The sequence below is a fragment of the Spirosoma oryzicola genome, from assembly GCF_021233055.1.
GTDB lineage: Bacteria > Bacteroidota > Bacteroidia > Cytophagales > Spirosomataceae > Spirosoma > Spirosoma oryzicola.
The window spans coordinates 1,645,202-1,661,749 of sequence record NZ_CP089538.1 but is presented as its reverse complement, the minus strand read 5'-3'; the positions used below and the strand labels follow the sequence as shown (position 1 = coordinate 1,661,749).

Annotated in this window: 14 protein-coding genes and 1 tRNA gene; 10 read left to right on the top strand and 5 right to left on the bottom strand. The window is 51.6% G+C overall.

The features are described 5' to 3' along the window. Positions 1-26 precede the first annotated feature (26 nt). From LQ777_RS06745 to LQ777_RS06705, 9 genes are all read left to right on the top strand, one after another. A complete protein-coding gene (locus LQ777_RS06745; RefSeq protein ID WP_232561760.1) occupies positions 27-1,835 on the top strand; it encodes a hypothetical protein in 1,809 nt (602 codons plus the stop codon). 6 nt (positions 1,836-1,841) lie between these two features. Beyond that, complete coding sequence (locus LQ777_RS06740; RefSeq protein ID WP_232561759.1) at positions 1,842-2,774, top strand: type VI secretion system baseplate subunit TssG; 933 nt, start codon at positions 1,842-1,844, stop codon at positions 2,772-2,774. Between the two features lie 76 nt (positions 2,775-2,850). Continuing rightward, positions 2,851-3,699: a TssN family type VI secretion system protein gene (locus LQ777_RS06735; protein ID WP_232561758.1), complete on the top strand. Its 849-nt coding sequence runs from the start codon at positions 2,851-2,853 to the stop codon at positions 3,697-3,699. 66 nt (positions 3,700-3,765) lie between these two features. Next, positions 3,766-4,908: a hypothetical protein gene (locus tag LQ777_RS06730; protein WP_232561757.1), complete on the top strand. Its 1,143-nt coding sequence runs from the start codon at positions 3,766-3,768 to the stop codon at positions 4,906-4,908. A 57-nt stretch (positions 4,909-4,965) separates the two neighbouring features. Beyond that, positions 4,966-5,466, top strand: coding sequence for a hypothetical protein (locus LQ777_RS06725; RefSeq protein WP_232561756.1), 501 nt, complete (start codon positions 4,966-4,968; stop codon positions 5,464-5,466). Positions 5,467-5,529: 63 nt separating this feature from the next. Further along, entirely contained in the window at positions 5,530-6,486 is a 957-nt protein-coding gene (locus tag LQ777_RS06720; RefSeq protein WP_232561755.1) for a hypothetical protein, read from the top strand. 87 nt (positions 6,487-6,573) lie between these two features. Further along, positions 6,574-8,115: a C1 family peptidase gene (locus LQ777_RS06715; RefSeq protein WP_232561754.1), complete on the top strand. Its 1,542-nt coding sequence runs from the start codon at positions 6,574-6,576 to the stop codon at positions 8,113-8,115. 126 nt (positions 8,116-8,241) lie between these two features. Then, a complete protein-coding gene (locus LQ777_RS06710) occupies positions 8,242-9,054 on the top strand; it encodes a TerC family protein (RefSeq protein WP_232561753.1) in 813 nt (270 codons plus the stop codon). Positions 9,055-9,127: 73 nt separating this feature from the next. Beyond that, complete coding sequence (locus tag LQ777_RS06705; protein ID WP_232561752.1) at positions 9,128-10,678, top strand: NADH-quinone oxidoreductase subunit N; 1,551 nt, start codon at positions 9,128-9,130, stop codon at positions 10,676-10,678. Between the two features lie 9 nt (positions 10,679-10,687). Here LQ777_RS06705 and LQ777_RS06700 read toward each other — a convergent pair whose 3' ends face one another. From LQ777_RS06700 to LQ777_RS06680, 5 genes are all read right to left on the bottom strand, one after another. Beyond that, complete coding sequence (locus LQ777_RS06700) at positions 10,688-11,308, bottom strand: ABC transporter ATP-binding protein (RefSeq protein WP_232561751.1); 621 nt, start codon at positions 11,306-11,308, stop codon at positions 10,688-10,690. A 129-nt stretch (positions 11,309-11,437) separates the two neighbouring features. After that, positions 11,438-12,232 (bottom strand): acyl-ACP--UDP-N-acetylglucosamine O-acyltransferase, encoded by a 795-nt coding sequence (gene lpxA, locus LQ777_RS06695; RefSeq protein WP_232561750.1) that lies wholly within the window; start codon positions 12,230-12,232, stop codon positions 11,438-11,440. 109 nt (positions 12,233-12,341) lie between these two features. Continuing rightward, positions 12,342-13,736 carry a bifunctional UDP-3-O-[3-hydroxymyristoyl] N-acetylglucosamine deacetylase/3-hydroxyacyl-ACP dehydratase gene (locus tag LQ777_RS06690; protein WP_232561749.1) on the bottom strand — a complete coding sequence of 465 codons (1,395 nt, stop codon included), beginning with the start codon at positions 13,734-13,736 and terminating at the stop codon, positions 12,342-12,344. A 71-nt stretch (positions 13,737-13,807) separates the two neighbouring features. After that, positions 13,808-14,836 (bottom strand): UDP-3-O-(3-hydroxymyristoyl)glucosamine N-acyltransferase, encoded by a 1,029-nt coding sequence (gene lpxD / locus LQ777_RS06685; protein ID WP_232561748.1) that lies wholly within the window; start codon positions 14,834-14,836, stop codon positions 13,808-13,810. Between the two features lie 188 nt (positions 14,837-15,024). Next, positions 15,025-16,278, bottom strand: a complete 1,254-nt coding sequence (locus LQ777_RS06680) for an HD domain-containing protein (protein WP_232561747.1) — start codon at positions 16,276-16,278, stop codon at positions 15,025-15,027. A 127-nt stretch (positions 16,279-16,405) separates the two neighbouring features. On the opposite strand from LQ777_RS06680, the gene LQ777_RS06675 reads away from it, so the two are divergent. Beyond that, positions 16,406-16,479 (top strand) — tRNA-Ile (locus tag LQ777_RS06675). The last annotated feature ends 69 nt before the right edge of the window (positions 16,480-16,548 follow it).

The following is a 16,548-nucleotide window of genomic DNA, read 5'->3' as shown; positions in this document are numbered from 1 at the left end:
AAACAACGTAGCCCTACCTACTTATCATGCTTGACACCCGCGATCAGATCAAAAGCCGGATGCTGCAACAGGCCGCCCGGCTGTGGGGCTATCAGGAAGCCGCCATCGATACGACTGCTTTCGACCCGCTGGTCGATTTGCTGGTGAGCGCACTGGCGACCGAATCAGAACGTGTTTACGGTGAAATTCAGGCATCACGCGGGCGCATCCTCGAACGGCTGGTCGAATTGCTGTTACCCGAAGTAGTGACAGCACCCCGACCCGCTCATAGTGTCATGGCAACGCGCCCGATTGAGCTGGTCAGCGAAGTAACGCGAACTGATCCGTTCACAACCCGCCACCCCCAAACGGGCGACGAGGTGTCGCTCTCACCCGCTGGCCGATACCCAATTGTAAACGGGCGAGTAGCCTGCCTAGCCACTGGTCATCAACTGTGGCGGGTCGATGATACGGGTAACTCTATTCCTGTAGCCCAAGCGTCACTTCACCGCCAGTTACCGGATTATACACTCTGGCTGGGCCTGGAGCTGATGCCAGGGCTACCCGAACACCTGTTATTACGCTTTTTCATTGATTGGAAAAATCTACCGCTTCCTATTTATGATTACGCGCAGCATTTATCGCAAACGCAGTGGTGGTTGAACGATCAGCCGTTAACCGTCCAACCGGGCACGGACACGGTTCTGGAATCCGGTCTGTCGCCTGCGCTGAAAACGATGGAAGGACACGCCAATCGGTATTACCGGTCAAACTTTCTGACCGTACAGGGTCGCTTCCCGGCACCAGCTCCGTACGCGAATGGATCGTTCATCCCCGCTGAGGTGACCGATGTTTTCGATGCCGCTTACTTGCAGGCATTACCCCTGCTGACCTGGATTCGCGTTGACTTCCCGACCGTATTTAGAGCCGAGATCATAGCCAAAACGGAGTGTGTCCTGAATGCCTTTCCGGTATTAAACCGACAACTAGGGCGGTCTGTCTTTCGTCTGACGGACGGTATGAACGTTTTTCCGATTCAGGCGGACCTGCCTTTGATTGAACTTACCGACGTAACCGACAGCGATGGCAACGATTATCCGGCCTACACCGAAGTAAACGCTAGTGACCCGGCAGCCCGCAGCTATGCCGTTCGGCGACAAGGGGTAGGCCGCTTCGATAGCCGCAACGCCGACGAAATGGTCCGGCAACTGATGGACTTACTCCGCGACGAAAGCGCATCTTTTGCTGCTATTGGCTACGATACGTTACGCAGCAACATCGAGGATATTCAGAAAAGTCTGTTGCGTATCCGGCAGTCTATGCCCGTATCACCCGCTGGCGAATCGGCTCCCCTGTTACTCATCAGCAATGGACCGGACCGGGGGAATTTGTTTGTCAATTACTGGGTAACAGCCGCTGAACGAGGGAACCGCTTACCCATTGGCGCCCGAATTGAAACCTCGCTACCAGCCTTTCGGCGCGAAGGAATGGCGTTATTACGACCAACGGTAGGCGGTATGGCCCGGCTCAACCCGTCGGCCAGCTTACCCGCTTTTCGCCAGGCGCTCCTGACGCGCGGAAGAGCCTTAACCGTCGAAGATATCCGGACGGTTTGCCGGGCAACAGCGCCTGAACTCATCGAACAGGTTGACGTGCAGAAAGGCTACGCCGTAAGCCCGAATCCGCGCCAGGGCTTGCTCCGCACCCTCGACGTACAGGTTAAACTACGAGCAACCGTCCGACTGACAGCGGAAGAACAACAACAGCTTTCGCACGAGTTGAGCCTTGTTTTAGACGATCAATGGACGGGCTTACTTCCCTTGCGCATTGTACTAACTGACCCAACGCTTCGCTAACCGCCCATGAAGTTTTTGTACGACATACGCGCCGAGGTCTGGATCGCGAACTGCTACCAGAACGCTACTACTCCGGTAGAAGTGCAGGTACGGCCCAAAGGTACGTTTAGTCGGGCCTATAGCCCGGATGTGCTGAATCTGGAAACGAACGAAGCCGACGCGCAGCATCCGCTTACGCATGTGCTGGACCTGAGCCGCGAAGGACTGTATGACATGTTGCCCGAGACCCTTCACCATCCCCCAACTCCTCCGCTGCGAGCCGGACGGGATGAAGCACGGGCGATGCTCGACCAAAGCAAACGACTCCGGCACGAAGAAAACGAAGCACGCACGTTCTGGATGCCTTTCGAACAGGAGTCATTTCGGCAACGGGTTCAGATCGAAGCACAAGAAGCACAAGCATTGACCCATGCGTACGGAGCCGTTTGGGATGAGCTACAGAACTGTCTGTGGGGCAACTTACCGATACCGTTATCCGTTCGGCAGCGCGCGTGTTTGCTCGCCACCTGGACCAACGCGTATCGAATAGTGGGCGATTGGGAAGGGACGGCGTTTTACCTGAGCGAGTTTCTGCAAGTTCCCGTTCAGATTCAATACGGCGACTTCGGCAGTAGCACAGAATCAGCTTTGGCAGGTCCACAATCGGTAACGCTGGGCAATGCCTATCTGGGGCAGGACTGGATACTCAACACTGATTACTTAGTCGATGAAGGGGGTACAGTTCGGCTTCAGATCGGTCCACTCCGCAACGATCAATTATCGGATTTTTTACCGGATGGTATTGGCCTCCGTTACGTACGCCTGCTGGCCGACTACCTTTTACCAGCCGACGCAGACTGGGAATTGGAGATCGAACCCGACGAGCAAACAAGCTTCTTCCGTTTATCCGACGGTGATATCGCCGGACGATTGGGGTTGACGACCTGGCTAAGCAATTGACCGTTCAGTCAACCGATGTTTCGAAGCAACGGATTAACGGCGACTAATGCCAAAGAGTAAGACAAACCCGTATTCTATGAAAACAGCCAGTATTATTCTCGTTGCGTTCTACGCCGTCATGGCGATAGGGTGCCTGATTGGCTTGATCGTGCGCCATTCGGCAGGTGCTTTATTAACAAAGAAACTACTCATGTATGCCCTTGGCACTGTTGCCATTGCGGCTGCGCTAGGTGCATCGTTTGCACGTTCTGAATCGCTGGTAACGGTATTTTACTGGATTGAGGGGTTAGCGCTTGTAGTAGGTACCATTCATGTGTTGGTATCCCGACGCTTGTTTTCGTTTATAACCGAAGGAGGTTTCTGGTCTGAATTTTTGTTGACCAGCGCAACGCTTTTTTTGATTGCAGCCGCCTTCACGGGACTGTTTCAAAGCCTACAACGTTCCGACCGGTTCTTGCCCGCGCTCGCATCGGGGTTGTTGCCGTTTCTGCTTCCGCTGCTGTTTCTCTATGCGTATCATGCCTGGTTGGCTATTCCTCCGAAAATTTATCGCAAATGGTTTTACCCGATTGATCAGGCGGTACCGCTCATCGAACTCAACGATACCGTCCGGTTGACTTTCCGCGTAGCCAAAAGTCCGGATACATTAGACCTGGCTCTGTATACCGTCAAGGCCCCGATTGATCGAACCCTGCATGATTTGTTTCATTACATGATCTACTCTCACAACGCGGAGGAAAACCCGGAAGCCCCCATTCTGTATTACGAACAAAACCACGAAGGCAGCCTGCTGGGATGGGTTTTTTACAAGGAATCACTGGGCGGTTTATCGAAGCAGTTTCTGGACCCAGCCGTACCCTTGACCCGCAATGGCATAAAAGCCAATGATGTCATCATTGCCCGCAGTTTTGTGAGTACCGAATAAAGTGACTGACCGCTGATTCTATCGACGACACGAAGTACGTCTTTCCTTTTTTACTGAATCCATTCTATGTTACCTGAACGTTCACACTGGCCGGTTAACTGGGCCGATGGCATGAAAATAACCCGGTCGCATCTGATAGGCAACGATAACGCCTACCAAGATGCGATTCGCGATGCGGGAGGAATGCTTCTTACCCCGCTAAACTACGGCCTGCTCCCCCCCGCTCCTGGCAAAGCGAGTCCACTGGCGCTCAGCTGCGACGGTCATGAGATGGTGGTAAGCGATTGCCGGGCTGTCACGCCTGGTGGTGCACGGATTGAACTCGATGCGTCCCAGCCGCCGTTGCGACTTGCCCTGAGTGCCGCCCGCGACGAATGGATGCGATTGGCTCAATCGACTGGCTACGCGATAGTTGAAGTAAATCCCTTTGAGCCACAACCCTGGGGGCAACCCAATCCGGACGAAGTTCCTTTGCGCTATCCGTTTACCACGCCCGCTTATCGATTGGGAGCAGTGCCAAATTCGGCCCTGGCGAATTCAGTATCCGCAGCGTATCATTTGCCCATTGGTCGGTTGACGCTGGCGAATGGCCTTTTCACCTTAACCCCCGATTACATTCCGCCTTGCCGAATGGTGAGCGTTCTGCCCGCGATGCAGCAATTGTACCTGACCATTGGTAGTCGGATGGGTGAGATTGCCGGCTTCGCAACGACTATCCTCGTACGGGTGCGGACCAACGCCCGTTCGGGTCAGCCGAACCTGCTGGCTACCACGATTGGCTATCTGGCCGAGGCCACCGTGCGAACGATTGCCGATAATCTCGACTCGTTTCAGCTACGTGGTTCCTACGAATCACAGGTGTTCATCGCCGAATTCGGTATGCGGTTTGCCCGCGCCATGACACTCATGATTCGAAGCACCCCCGACCGCGAAAAAGAAGCCATGTTCAATTATTTCAAAAACTGGTGCGGGATCAGCCCGGTGCAGTTCGAGTCGGCTATGCAGGAGGTACTGGACAAAGAGTATGCTCATGCCGACTGTCAACCGGTTATAAGCGCCATTATCAATTTGTGTGACGTGGTGATTGCGCTTTATGGCAAGCTGAGTCAGCTGAATTACGTCGAGAAAGACAAAGACGAATTTTTCGTTGACCGACAGGATAATACAACCAACAAGAACGGCAATAAATCCAGTTTCTGGGGTCGATAAGTCCTGCCCCGACGAACAGGCTAATCCGACATTTACCCGCATAGCTTCGTGACGATTATGAACGCATCCCTAATCAAATTTTTACTTGTAACGCTTGTTTTCGCCGGGGGTATTGGCGCACTGGTCTACGCGCTGAGTGGCCCAGGGCCAGCCAACGAAAAAGGTACGTCAGCCGAACAGGAAGATCACTTTCTGAGCGATATTCGAAAAGCGGACAGCTTACACATCAAGCTCAAAAAGACGGACCCGAACGAACAGGCCAGCGATTTTTCGGCGCTACGGTTTCAGCAGGAGGAAGCCATCGGTCGGATGGAAACCGGTTATAAAGCTGACACTCTTTTTCGCTCGCTCGCCCAACTGACGGGCCGCAACTATAGCAAACTACTAGGTACGGTATCGGTTCAGGCCACGGATCGACAAAGTAAGGCCGAAACGAAAGAGCAGCTAACCGATCAGGTGGCCACGCTCAAAACAGACATTCAAAGTCTGGAAACCCAATTGATGCTTAAACAATCAAGTCTGGAAAGTATGCGGGCAATCAAAGCGTCGCAACAGTAACTACCGTGCCCAAGGCAAGGCTACGATCTAACGCGGCTCATAGCCTCTATCACACCGAACTCTATGAAACCACTTAATTATACCGAACGCAACAAACGATGGAGCCACTTCCTGGGCTTGTACGCGGCCCTGCTCGTGCTGACGACCCTGTGCTGGTGGCTGTCACTGGCCCTGATTCCCCGGCTCACCAACGTGCAACAGAACCAGAGTGAGCGGGAGATGATGGCGTATGAAAAACAACTAATGCTAACGGACAAGATGCTGACCGACATCGAGCAGGGTGCCCCGCTTACCGAAAGCTGGAGCCGAACTTTTTACGCTAATGCCAGTGCCTTGGATCAGCAATTTCCGAAACCGCTGTTTATGGCGACAACCAATAGCTACCGGCAATTGGCGGGCGAATACGAAAACGCCAAGCGAGCGGGTGACGAATCCATTCAACTGCTCAACTCGCAAAAAATTCAACTCGAAGCGCGGAAAGCAGCCCTACTAGCGGCCTTGGCTGCTGCGGGCAATGAATTAACGAAAGTAGCCGCTGCCCCGAAGGCGGGCTCACCTCCCCCATCGGCAGCTCCCGCTGGACCCGTTATCAGTCCGGGCGTATACGGACCGTTTAAACCACTGCTTATTTCGGGAACGGGCGAGTTCGGAAAAAATCAGCCAGAAATCAACGCATCGGTACAGTTTATGATCGTTCGCGACCGGCAGGTGATGATGGGCGTCTACTTTGAAACAGGAGGAGCCGATGCCGGAACGCTGGCGAAAGTAACGGAGCGAAAAGAGATCTATACGGCTCCACCGGGCTACAAGATCGCGGGATTATCGGTACCAGAGCGCACACCCTGGCGGATTAACTACATCGACAAAACAACGACGTCCGATACGTTTACCATTGCGGATGGTCTGATGACTCTGACGGTGAACGGCAACACGCCCGGCCTCGATGTTGGCGCAACGGGCGGCAGTGCGCTGTCCATTCAGTTGAAAAAACCAATCAAAGTTGAGTTAGAAAAAGAATAATCAATCAACGGTTCGGATGGCCACGTCCGGGCAATACGGTATTCATCAGCCCGACGTGGCCGCTCGGGATTTTATTCGCTTACAACCATGAAACCAACGATTGTTTGCATACGCTTCGGACTTGCCCTATTCCTGACGGCGGGGCCAGTGATCTTATCGGTTCAAGCGCAGGATAAGCCCGTACGGAAATACGCGGGAGGCCTTACGCTGAATCGAAGTCGATCTCTGACGGTCATGACGAAGGCACCATTGGCTACGCGCAGTTTCGAAAACCTTCCCACGCAGGTGTCTTACGAGCAGTACTGCCCCAGTGTCGGGGATCAGGGAAAACAGGAAACCTCCGTAGCGTTCGCCACGGCGTACTACCTCCGCACAATTATGGAGGGGAAAGAAAAAAACATCACCCAGAAGCCGCAAATCGATCAGACACGCTTCTCGCCAACGTTTGTTTACGACAAAATCCGCGATCCCAAAGACGCAAGCTGTCAAGGCGGTGGTACACTCGAGGAAGCACTCAATGTACTCAAAACCGACGGCGTTCCTCGGTTGAAGACACTAGCGTATCCCCTTTGTAATCAAGCAATACCACCCGCTGCAACCAAGGAGGCTACCCAGTTTCGCATTGGCGATTTTCAGCAATTGTTTACCGATCAGACCGATGCGGCCCAGAAAGTGCTGGTGGTGAAGAAAGCCCTGGCGGAAGGGAATCCGGTCGTAGCCGGTATCGGCGCTCCGCTCTCGTTTGAAGAAGCCCGCGCGGTTTGGGAACCAGCGCCGAACGAAAAAACAAACGACGCCCTGTATAACCAGGCCATTTGCGTGATTGGCTACGACGATAAACAATACGGCGGGGCTTTTCGGATCGTCAACAGCTGGAATACCGGCTGGGGCGAAAAAGGGTTCTGCTGGATCCCATACACGTATTTTGGAAAATTCGTCCTGAACGCCTTCCAGGTGTACGGAGCTGAGGCCGAAGCAGGCAATCGTCCGGGAACAGTTGTCCTGACAAGCGCCAATAAAGGAAATACGGGGTCCGAAATGGGTGCAGGCGACCCAATGCGACGCGGATCGGCAGAACTTAAGCTAAACAACGGAATGGCAATGGACGTAACCCGTCAGGCTTCCCGCGACCTGAAAGTTGTCTCGGACGAGTCGGCTCCCGGTGACATTCGCCCTTACCGGATGCTCAAAGCGTATGAGTCGGGTACGCGGTTCAAGTTTTATCTCAATAACTCCGAAAACGCGTACGTCTACGCGCTGACTACCCAAAAGGATGGTGAAATCGAGAAGCTATTTCCAGCGGACGAATTGACCAGCCCCCTGCTGGGACCGAACACAACGATTGCGTATCCGTCGGAGACAAGCTCGATTGTGATGGAAAAACACAAAGGCAACAAAGCCGACTACCTGCTGATTCTGTTCGCCAAGCGACCGCTGAACATGGACGGATTTATCAAAACGCTCGACCGGAAAAAAGGGCCGCTCGACAAACGGTTGGCCGATGTGCTCGGCGATCAGCTGGTAAAGCAGGAGCAGATTCGGTATCGCGACGATCAGGTTGCGTTCGAGGTAAAGCCTGGCGCAACGGGCAATGTCGTACCGCTACTTGTTGAGTTGCAATACAAATAAACAGCCCGCCTGGTCGCCAATCAGCATAATTTCCTGACCTTTTATCCGTTTTTAGCGTTCATTCTTGAACAAGTTGTTGCAGACCCGGCTTGGAGCCGGTAGTTTTGGGCTGTACTTTTGTCAACTATGAGCGATCTCTTCACTGCTGAATCGATTATTAGCTTATTAACCCTGACTTTTCTGGAAATTGTCTTAGGGATTGATAACATCATTTTCATTTCAATAGCCGCCAACAAACTGGCCCAGCAGGACCAGGCCAAAGCCCGAAACATCGGTTTGATCCTGGCAATGGCTTTCCGGCTTATTCTGTTGCTCGGCATTTCATTCGTTATTTCGCTCAGCAAACCCTTTACCCACGTTGATGCCGGATGGTTTAAGGCTGCGTTCACGGGTCAAAGCCTGATTTTGTTCGCGGGAGGTCTGTTTCTGCTTTACAAAGCCACTTCCGAAATTCACCATAAACTGGAAGGTGGCGACCACGAACAGGAAGGCGGCAGCACGAAAGGCAAAACAAGCGTTTCGAGTGTAGTGACCCAGATTGCTATCACCAACATTGTCTTCTCAATTGATTCGATTCTTACGGCCATTGGTCTGACGCAGAATGTTGCGATCATGATGATTGCCGTTGTGCTTTCCATCCTGATTATGATGTTTTTTGCGGGACCAGTCGGTAAATTCGTCAATGAACATCCAACGATTCAGATGTTGGGACTGGCGTTCCTGATCATGATTGGTTTTATGCTTGTGGCCGAAGGCGCCCACCTGTCAGAAGTTGTTATTTTCAATCAGGAAGTGGGTACTGTACCCAAGGGATATCTTTATTTTGCGATTGCGTTCTCGCTTTTGGTTGAGTTTCTGAACATCCGTCTTCGCAAGAAACAAACGCCCATTCAACTGCGTGGGTACGAAGAACAAGCGCACCGCGATGGTATGATTTAAGTTGAGTTGATAGCCAGCGGTTATCCGTGTCAAGCTGGTGTCCGCATGGCTATCGCCCGAAAACTGCATTATTTTGTCTCTTACCGAACAGCTTACCGACATTCTGAATAGCCTCGGCGGCTTTGGCCCGATGGCCTGGTTGTCTCTGGCTTTTTGCGGACTGTTAGTAGCCGAATTATTCCTAATTCGGTCAGCATCCCCTTTCAGAACACGACAGTGGCTAGCCGTTCTGAGCGTTGCCTCACTGCTGATAGCTGCTTTATGGTCGGTTGTGTCCCCCACGCGGGGATTTCTGTTCATGCATCTCCTGTTCGTCGACAATCAGGCGATCTATTTTCAGGTGATAACGGCCCTGGCTGCTATCCTTGTGCTGCTTTATGACTTGTTTACCGCATTCCCTTCTAGAGAGAAACTAGAGGGGTTCGACAACACAGTGAAGTCCCCGCAGTTGCCGTTAGAGTGGTACTCCTTGCTGATAGCGATGACGTTAGGGTTGTTTCTGATGACCGTTTCGGTTAATCTGCTCAGCATTTATTTAAGCATTGAACTGGTTTCGATCTGCTCTTATCTGCTCACTGCGCTTACTACGGACCGAAAAGCGTCGGAAGGCGGCATTAAATACCTGCTTTTTGGCGCGGTCAGCTCCGCCATTATGCTCTACGGAATGTCGTTGCTCTACGGCATGACCGGTACCCTTGATCTCACCGCCGAGTCGTTTGGCATCGAGTTGGCCCGGCAAGATGCCGCTGTTGCTTCGGTCGCCGTTTTACTAACCCTGGCTGGACTGTTTTTCAAGCTGGCCGGAGTGCCATTTCACGTCTGGACGCCCGATGCGTACGAAGCAGCACCTGTTCCTGTAGCGGCTTTCTTTTCCGTTGCCCCCAAAGCAGCAGCCGTACTGGTGCTGATGCGGCTGGTAACGGCCTTGCCCATTGACCCACCAACGACCGATGCGCTGACAGGGGCTACAACAACGTCGCTGCAAACCCCACTGGCTGTGCTGGCGCTGGCGGGTATCCTGATTGGCAACTTGTCGGCACTGCGTCAGACCGACGCCAAACGGTTGTTAGCTTATTCGACCATTGCTCACGCCGGTTTCCTGCTGGTCGGTGTAGTCGCTTTCAACAAAGCCGGTTTTGATGCCGTTCTTTTTTACGCAGGCACCTACCTTTTTATGTCGCTGGCGGCTTTTTTCCTGATTGACTTACTCGCCCGCGCAAACGGTACAGATTTAACAATCAGCCAGTTCGCGGGGTTAGGGTCGAAATACCCGCTGCTATCGATTGGTCTAACCGTGGTGATGCTTGCGCTGACGGGCTTACCGCCAACCGTTGGTTTTACGGCAAAACTGCTTTCTTTTTCGGCTCTTTACGATGCCTACCAACACACGGGCGACAACTGGCTGCTGGCGCTCTTTATCCTAGGGTTGCTCAACGCCCTGATTTCACTGGTCTATTACCTGAAAATTCCTTTTCTACTTTTCTTCCGCCCAGGCGATTCGGCTACAACCGCAGAAGGGAACTTGGCAAAGCCGGCGGTTTGGCTGGCCTTAGGGTTGGTCGTACCGGTACTTGCCTTATTTCTTAAACCCGAGTGGCTGTTACAGTGGGTGACAGGTTGGTGATGCGGGTACCTATTTCCATTGCATCACATCCAGCACGTTGGGGCAGAAATCGTACTCTTCCGGTTGGTTAGAACCAATAAGCAGCAGTTGATCTGGCGTAAGCTGACGCACCTGCTCGTGGTACCAAGCCGCCCCCTGACGGTCGAGATTTGAGGTCGGTTCGTCAAGAATAACAACTGGTGCATCGGAGAAAAAAGCCAGGCCAAGTTTAACGCGCTGCTTCATACCCGACGAAAAAAACTTTATTTCCTTATGCCGGGCGTGCGAGAGCAATAATCGCTCGGCTACGGCCTCGGACGTAAGGCCCGCTTTAAACGGTTTGAACGTTTGGTGGAAAACGAGCAGTTCGTCGAGCGTTAGCTCTTCAACCAATTCGAGATAAGGAGCTGCGATAGACACCTGCCGAAACCAGCGCTCCGATTCGAGAACCGTGCCATTCAAGGTGTACGTTATCTTTCCTTCGGAGATTGGCAGGTTCCCGGTCAGCAGTTGCAGTAACGTCGATTTACCGCTGCCGTTTGGCCCTACGAACGTGTAGCTAGTCCCGGCAGTCAACGTTAGATCGACCCGGCGAAAAATCCACTCTTTCCGGTACTTTTTCCCTAACTGCTCGGCTTTAATTGTCAGCATAGAAAATTACAATCGTCATCGTCTGCGTCCCCTCAGACCACTCGCCTGCTGATAAAACCAAATGGCCTGTGGGGACACAGGCCATTATTTTTTGATGTGAAACCGGACAAAGCCTACCTAGATGTATGACTACTCCCGCTCGCTGCTGCTGGATGGGCCTTTCATGATACCCCGTTCTGAACTGCGAATAAAGTTCACAATTTCATCACGCTCATCCGACGGAGTCAGCTCAAGTTCGATCTGCGTCAACGCTTCGGCATTATTTAATCCGCGCAGGTAAATGTACCGGTAGATCTCCTGAATCTGATTGATCTTGTCATTTTCAAATCCACGACGACGAAGCCCAATTGAGTTGATACCTGTGTAGGATAGCGGCTCACGGGCTGCTTTCGTAAACGGCGGTACGTCTTTCCGGACCAGCGATCCACCCGAAACCATAGCGTGAGCGCCGATTTTTACCCACTGATGCACCGAACTCGAACCGCCGACAATCGCCCAATCGCCCATGTGGACATGACCCGCCATCTGTACGTTGTTGATAATCAGGCAGTGGTTACCGATCCGGCAGTCATGCGCTACATGGGCATAAGCCATCACCAGGCAGTTAGCGCCAATTTCGGTTTTCCAATGCTCTTCCGTACCCCGGCTGATCGTTGCGTACTCCCGAATGGTCGTGTTGTCGCCGATGAATGTTCGGGTGTATTCGTTATTAAACTTTAAGTCCTGCGGAGTTGCCGAAATAACAGCGCCGGGGTAAATTTTACAGTTGCGACCGATGCGAGCCCCTTCGTTAATAACTGCGTGTGAGCCAATCCACGTTCCTTCAGCAATTTCAACGTCCTTGTGAATAATGGCAAACGGTTCAATCACCACGTTCTGCGCAATCTTCGCTTCGGGGTGAATATAGGCTAATGGTTGAATCATTTTATTTGCTTTCAGCTTGTTGGTTCATAGTCCATTCGTATCAGGTTTAACCGCCCTATCTGAGCCGAATACAAACCGATACGCACGAGCAGACAACCTTAACTGTAACCTATTTTTTCTTTACCAGACTGGCGATCATATCGGCCTCACAAACCAGATTGTCGTTGACGTAGCCACGGCCCTGCATTTTTACGATTCCCCGCTTCATTGGTGACGTAAACTCACATCTAAAGATTACGGTGTCACCGGGTAAAACGTTGCGCCGGAAGCGGCAATTCTCGATTCCGATCAGGTAAGGCCAATAATTTTCGGGATCGGGCACCGTACTAAGTACCAGAATACCCCCCGTTTGGGCCATCGCTTCAAGCTGCATGACGCCGGGCATCACCGGATTGCCGGGAAAATGGCCGGGGAAAAACGGCTCATTCATTGTCACATTCTTGATACCGACCACACTGTTTTCGTCCAGCGCAATGATCTTGTCGATCATCTGGAACGGATAGCGGTGCGGCAGCAACTGCGAAATATGATTGATATCCATCACAGGCGGCTGCTTCGGATCGTACTGAGGAACCTGATTAGCCGCGTTTTTCTGGATAAGCTTTTTTATCTTTTTGGCAAAAGCAACGTTGGCCGCGTGGCCCGGACGAGCCGCCAGAATCTGCGCTTTGATGGGTCGACCAATAAGCGCCAGATCACCAACAACGTCCAGCAGTTTATGGCGCGCCATCTCATTGGGATGGTGCAGTTCCAGGTTATTTAGAATCCCTTCTCTCTTGTTGACGCTTACCTTCGGCTTGTTCAACAGATCGGCCAGATAGTCTAGCTCCCCGTCGTTCACGTCGCGGTCGACAATAACAATCGCATTGGTTAGGTCGCCCCCTTTGATCAGGTTTTGCTTATACAACGCTTCCAGCTCGTGCAGAAAAACAAACGTCCGTGAACTGGCGATTTGCTCCGGAAACTGGCTGATATCGTTCAGATAAGCGTGCTGACTACTGATTACCCGCGAGTTGTAATCAACCATAACCGTCAGGCGGTAATCGTTGAGTGGGAGCGCAGCCAGTTCAATATCTTTTTCGGAATTTCGGTAATGAACGTATTCGTTTACTTCGAAATAATTACGAGTAGCGTTCTGTTCTTCAATACCAGCTTCCCGGATTGCGTTGATAAACTGAATCGACGAACCGTCCATGATTGGAGGCTCGGGACCATCCAACTGAATCAGCACGTTATCCAACTGTAAACCAACCAGTGCTGCCAGTGTATGCTCGACCGTATGAATCCGCGCCCCACTCTGTTCAATGGTTGTGCCGCGTGAAAGATCGACGACATTATCAACATCCGCATCTACGATCGGCTGGCCGGGTAGGTCAACGCGTTGAAATTTATAACCATGATTGGTTGGAGCGGGCAGGAATGTCATCGTAGCCGAAACGCCCGTGTGTAAGCCTACACCCGATACCGAAACGGCCTTCTGAATCGTCTGTTGTTTGGTATTCATTCGTTCTCAGTTTTCAGTAGAATGGTTTCGGTTTTCGGTCATTGACGTATCAAGAAACCATAAACTGTAAACTATTTTTCTGTTTTCTTTTCCAACTCGTTCAATCGTCGGTCCAAATCCGGCAACCGCCGGAATACAGCCAGTGAACGCATACTTTCTTTTAACCCAAAAGCGGGTGAACTATTGATAGCGGTACCTTCTTCCGTCACATTCTTTCCGACACCGGACTGGGCGCCGACTTTCGTGCCGTTGGCGATGTTGAGATGACCGGCAAAGCCTACCTGACCGGCAATCGTACAATTATCGCCAATTTTAGTAGAGCCCGAAATACCCGTTTGCGCGGCAATCACCGTGTTTTTACCAATCTCGACGTTATGACCGATCTGAATCAGGTTGTCGAGTTTAGCCCCCTGCCGAATAACGGTCGATCCCATCGTAGCACAGTCGATGGTGGTGTTTGAACCGACGTTTACAAAGTCTTCCAGGATGACATTGCCGAGCTGCGGGATCGTTTTATAGGTTCCATCGGACTGGGGAGCAAACCCAAATCCTTCGCTACCAATCACAGCATTTGGATGGATGACACACGACTGACCAACAATACAATTGTCCAGAATACGGACTCCGGTGTGAATTATTGTGTTGTCGCCAATGCGGACGTTATCGCCGATGTAGGCATGCGGATAAATCTTCACGTTATTCCCGATGCGACAGTTGCGGCCTATGTACGAAAAAGCGCCCCGGTAGGTTTGCTCGCCTAGTTGCGTTCCATCGCCCAGAAAAGCGGGTTGTTCCACACCAGCGCGTGCATAGCTCCGTAGCTTGTGGTATTCTTCCAGCAAGCGGGTAAAGGCCGTGTACGAATTTTCGACAAAAATAAGCGCAGCTTCTACCGGCTTCCGGGGTTGAAATGACCGATCAACAATCACCGCCGTAGCCTGTGTTGTGTAGAGATGCGGTTCATATTTAAGGTTCGACAAAAACGAAATATCACCCGGTCGGCCTTCCTCTATTTTAGCTAATTTACGAATCGCCAGTGTTTCATTTCCGGCTACCTCACCTCCCAGTAACGTGGCAATCTGCTTGACTGTAAACTCCATATGCGTATGACAACCATCGCAAAACAATCGCTTGTACCGATTATTTTGGCCGCTAAGGTAGGCAACAAATTGCACTTTTTGGATAAAATCGCCGGAAATAGTGTTGCACGGTTGAGTAATTGGCAGATTACGTAAATTGACAAGACGATCAGAAGCGGGAATGATCCATCGGCTTGTCCTGGGCTTACTTATTTACTTGCCCAGTTGGCTAGTTGCAGTCCTTTTGCCCAGCATACATAATATCGACGTACGATATTGGTCAGCACCCGAACATTCGACAAATCCGATGCATCAGCAATGTCGATTACCTTGCCGCTTTTAAGTTTTATATTGATCCGATCACCCGAAGGTAAGTAAGCCGCGTTCGTTGCCTGCCCTTCTACCAGAAAATACGATAGCTCTTCATCGGGCAAACCCTGCTGCCGTAACTGAGCGGTCAATTCGTTGACTAGTTCATTGGCAAACGGCTCCGTAGAAAGTATGATTTTGAAGAGTCGCCGGTCCAGGAGCATGCGGCAAAGCGCCGATAAGACCGGGTCGTTGTGCAAGGCCCACTCCTTGATACACCCCCAGACATCGTAATCGTCCAGTTGGGTAAACGCGTCCAGATAGATCGGATTCGCCAAAAAAGCATCCAGCGACACGCTTTCCCGCAAAAACAGCATGAACGTATACGGAGCAAACACCGGCTCTCCCTGCCGAATCAGAAACCGCGCTCGTCGTAGAATTTGCACCAGCATTGATTCGCAACAGATCGACGTTTTGTGCAAATAGACCTGCCAGTACATCAACCGCCGGGCGTTCAGAAAATTTTCGACGCTTAGAATTCCTTTAGCCTCGACAACCAGCTGGTCGTCTACCAGGTCGAGCATCTTGATGATTCGTTCGGCGCCAATAGCCCCCTCGGCCACACCGGTATAATAGCCATCGCGGTTGAGGTAATCCATCCGATCCATGTCCAGCTGGCTTGATATCAACTGATGAAAGAATGGTCGCTCGTAGGTTCCTTCAAACATACTGATCGCCAAGCTAAGCCGGCCGTCAAACTGCCGATTCAACTCATGCATGAGCCATAATGAAATCTTCTCATGATGAACATTATCAAGCAAACAGCACTCCAAAACGTGGGAAAACGGCCCGTGACCAATGTCGTGAAGGAGAATGGCTATCTGAGCAGCCTCGCACTCGTCGTCGGACAGGTAGTGCCCCTTGCCCCGGAGCGTATGCGTCGCCTGCCCCATCAGGTGCATAGCGCCTAAGGCATGATGAAAACGCGTATGTAGAGCCCCCGGATAAACGTATTCCGACAAGCCCAGTTGCTTAATGCGCCGTAATCGCTGAAAGTACGGGTGCTCAACCAGATCGAATAGTAAATCGCTCGGAATCGTAATGAATCCGTATACCGGATCGTTGAGAATTTTTTTCTTGTTTGCCACTGACATTCAACAAAAATAGGCCCATAGGGTTAAAGGAATGTCATCTTTTTTTACGCATAATTAGGTGTTCGCTTAAATTATGTCGAAAAAAGCGTAAATTTGCACTGCTGAAACCAAGCTGTTGGACAGCAATGGGCTTGTAACTCAGTTGGTTAGAGTGCCTGACTCATAATCAGTAAGTCCCTGGTTCGAGTCCAGGCTGGCCCACATTGAAAATCAAGCACTTAGCCCAAAACTAAGTGCTTTTTTCATTTTATTAACGCCCATAAACTCGCC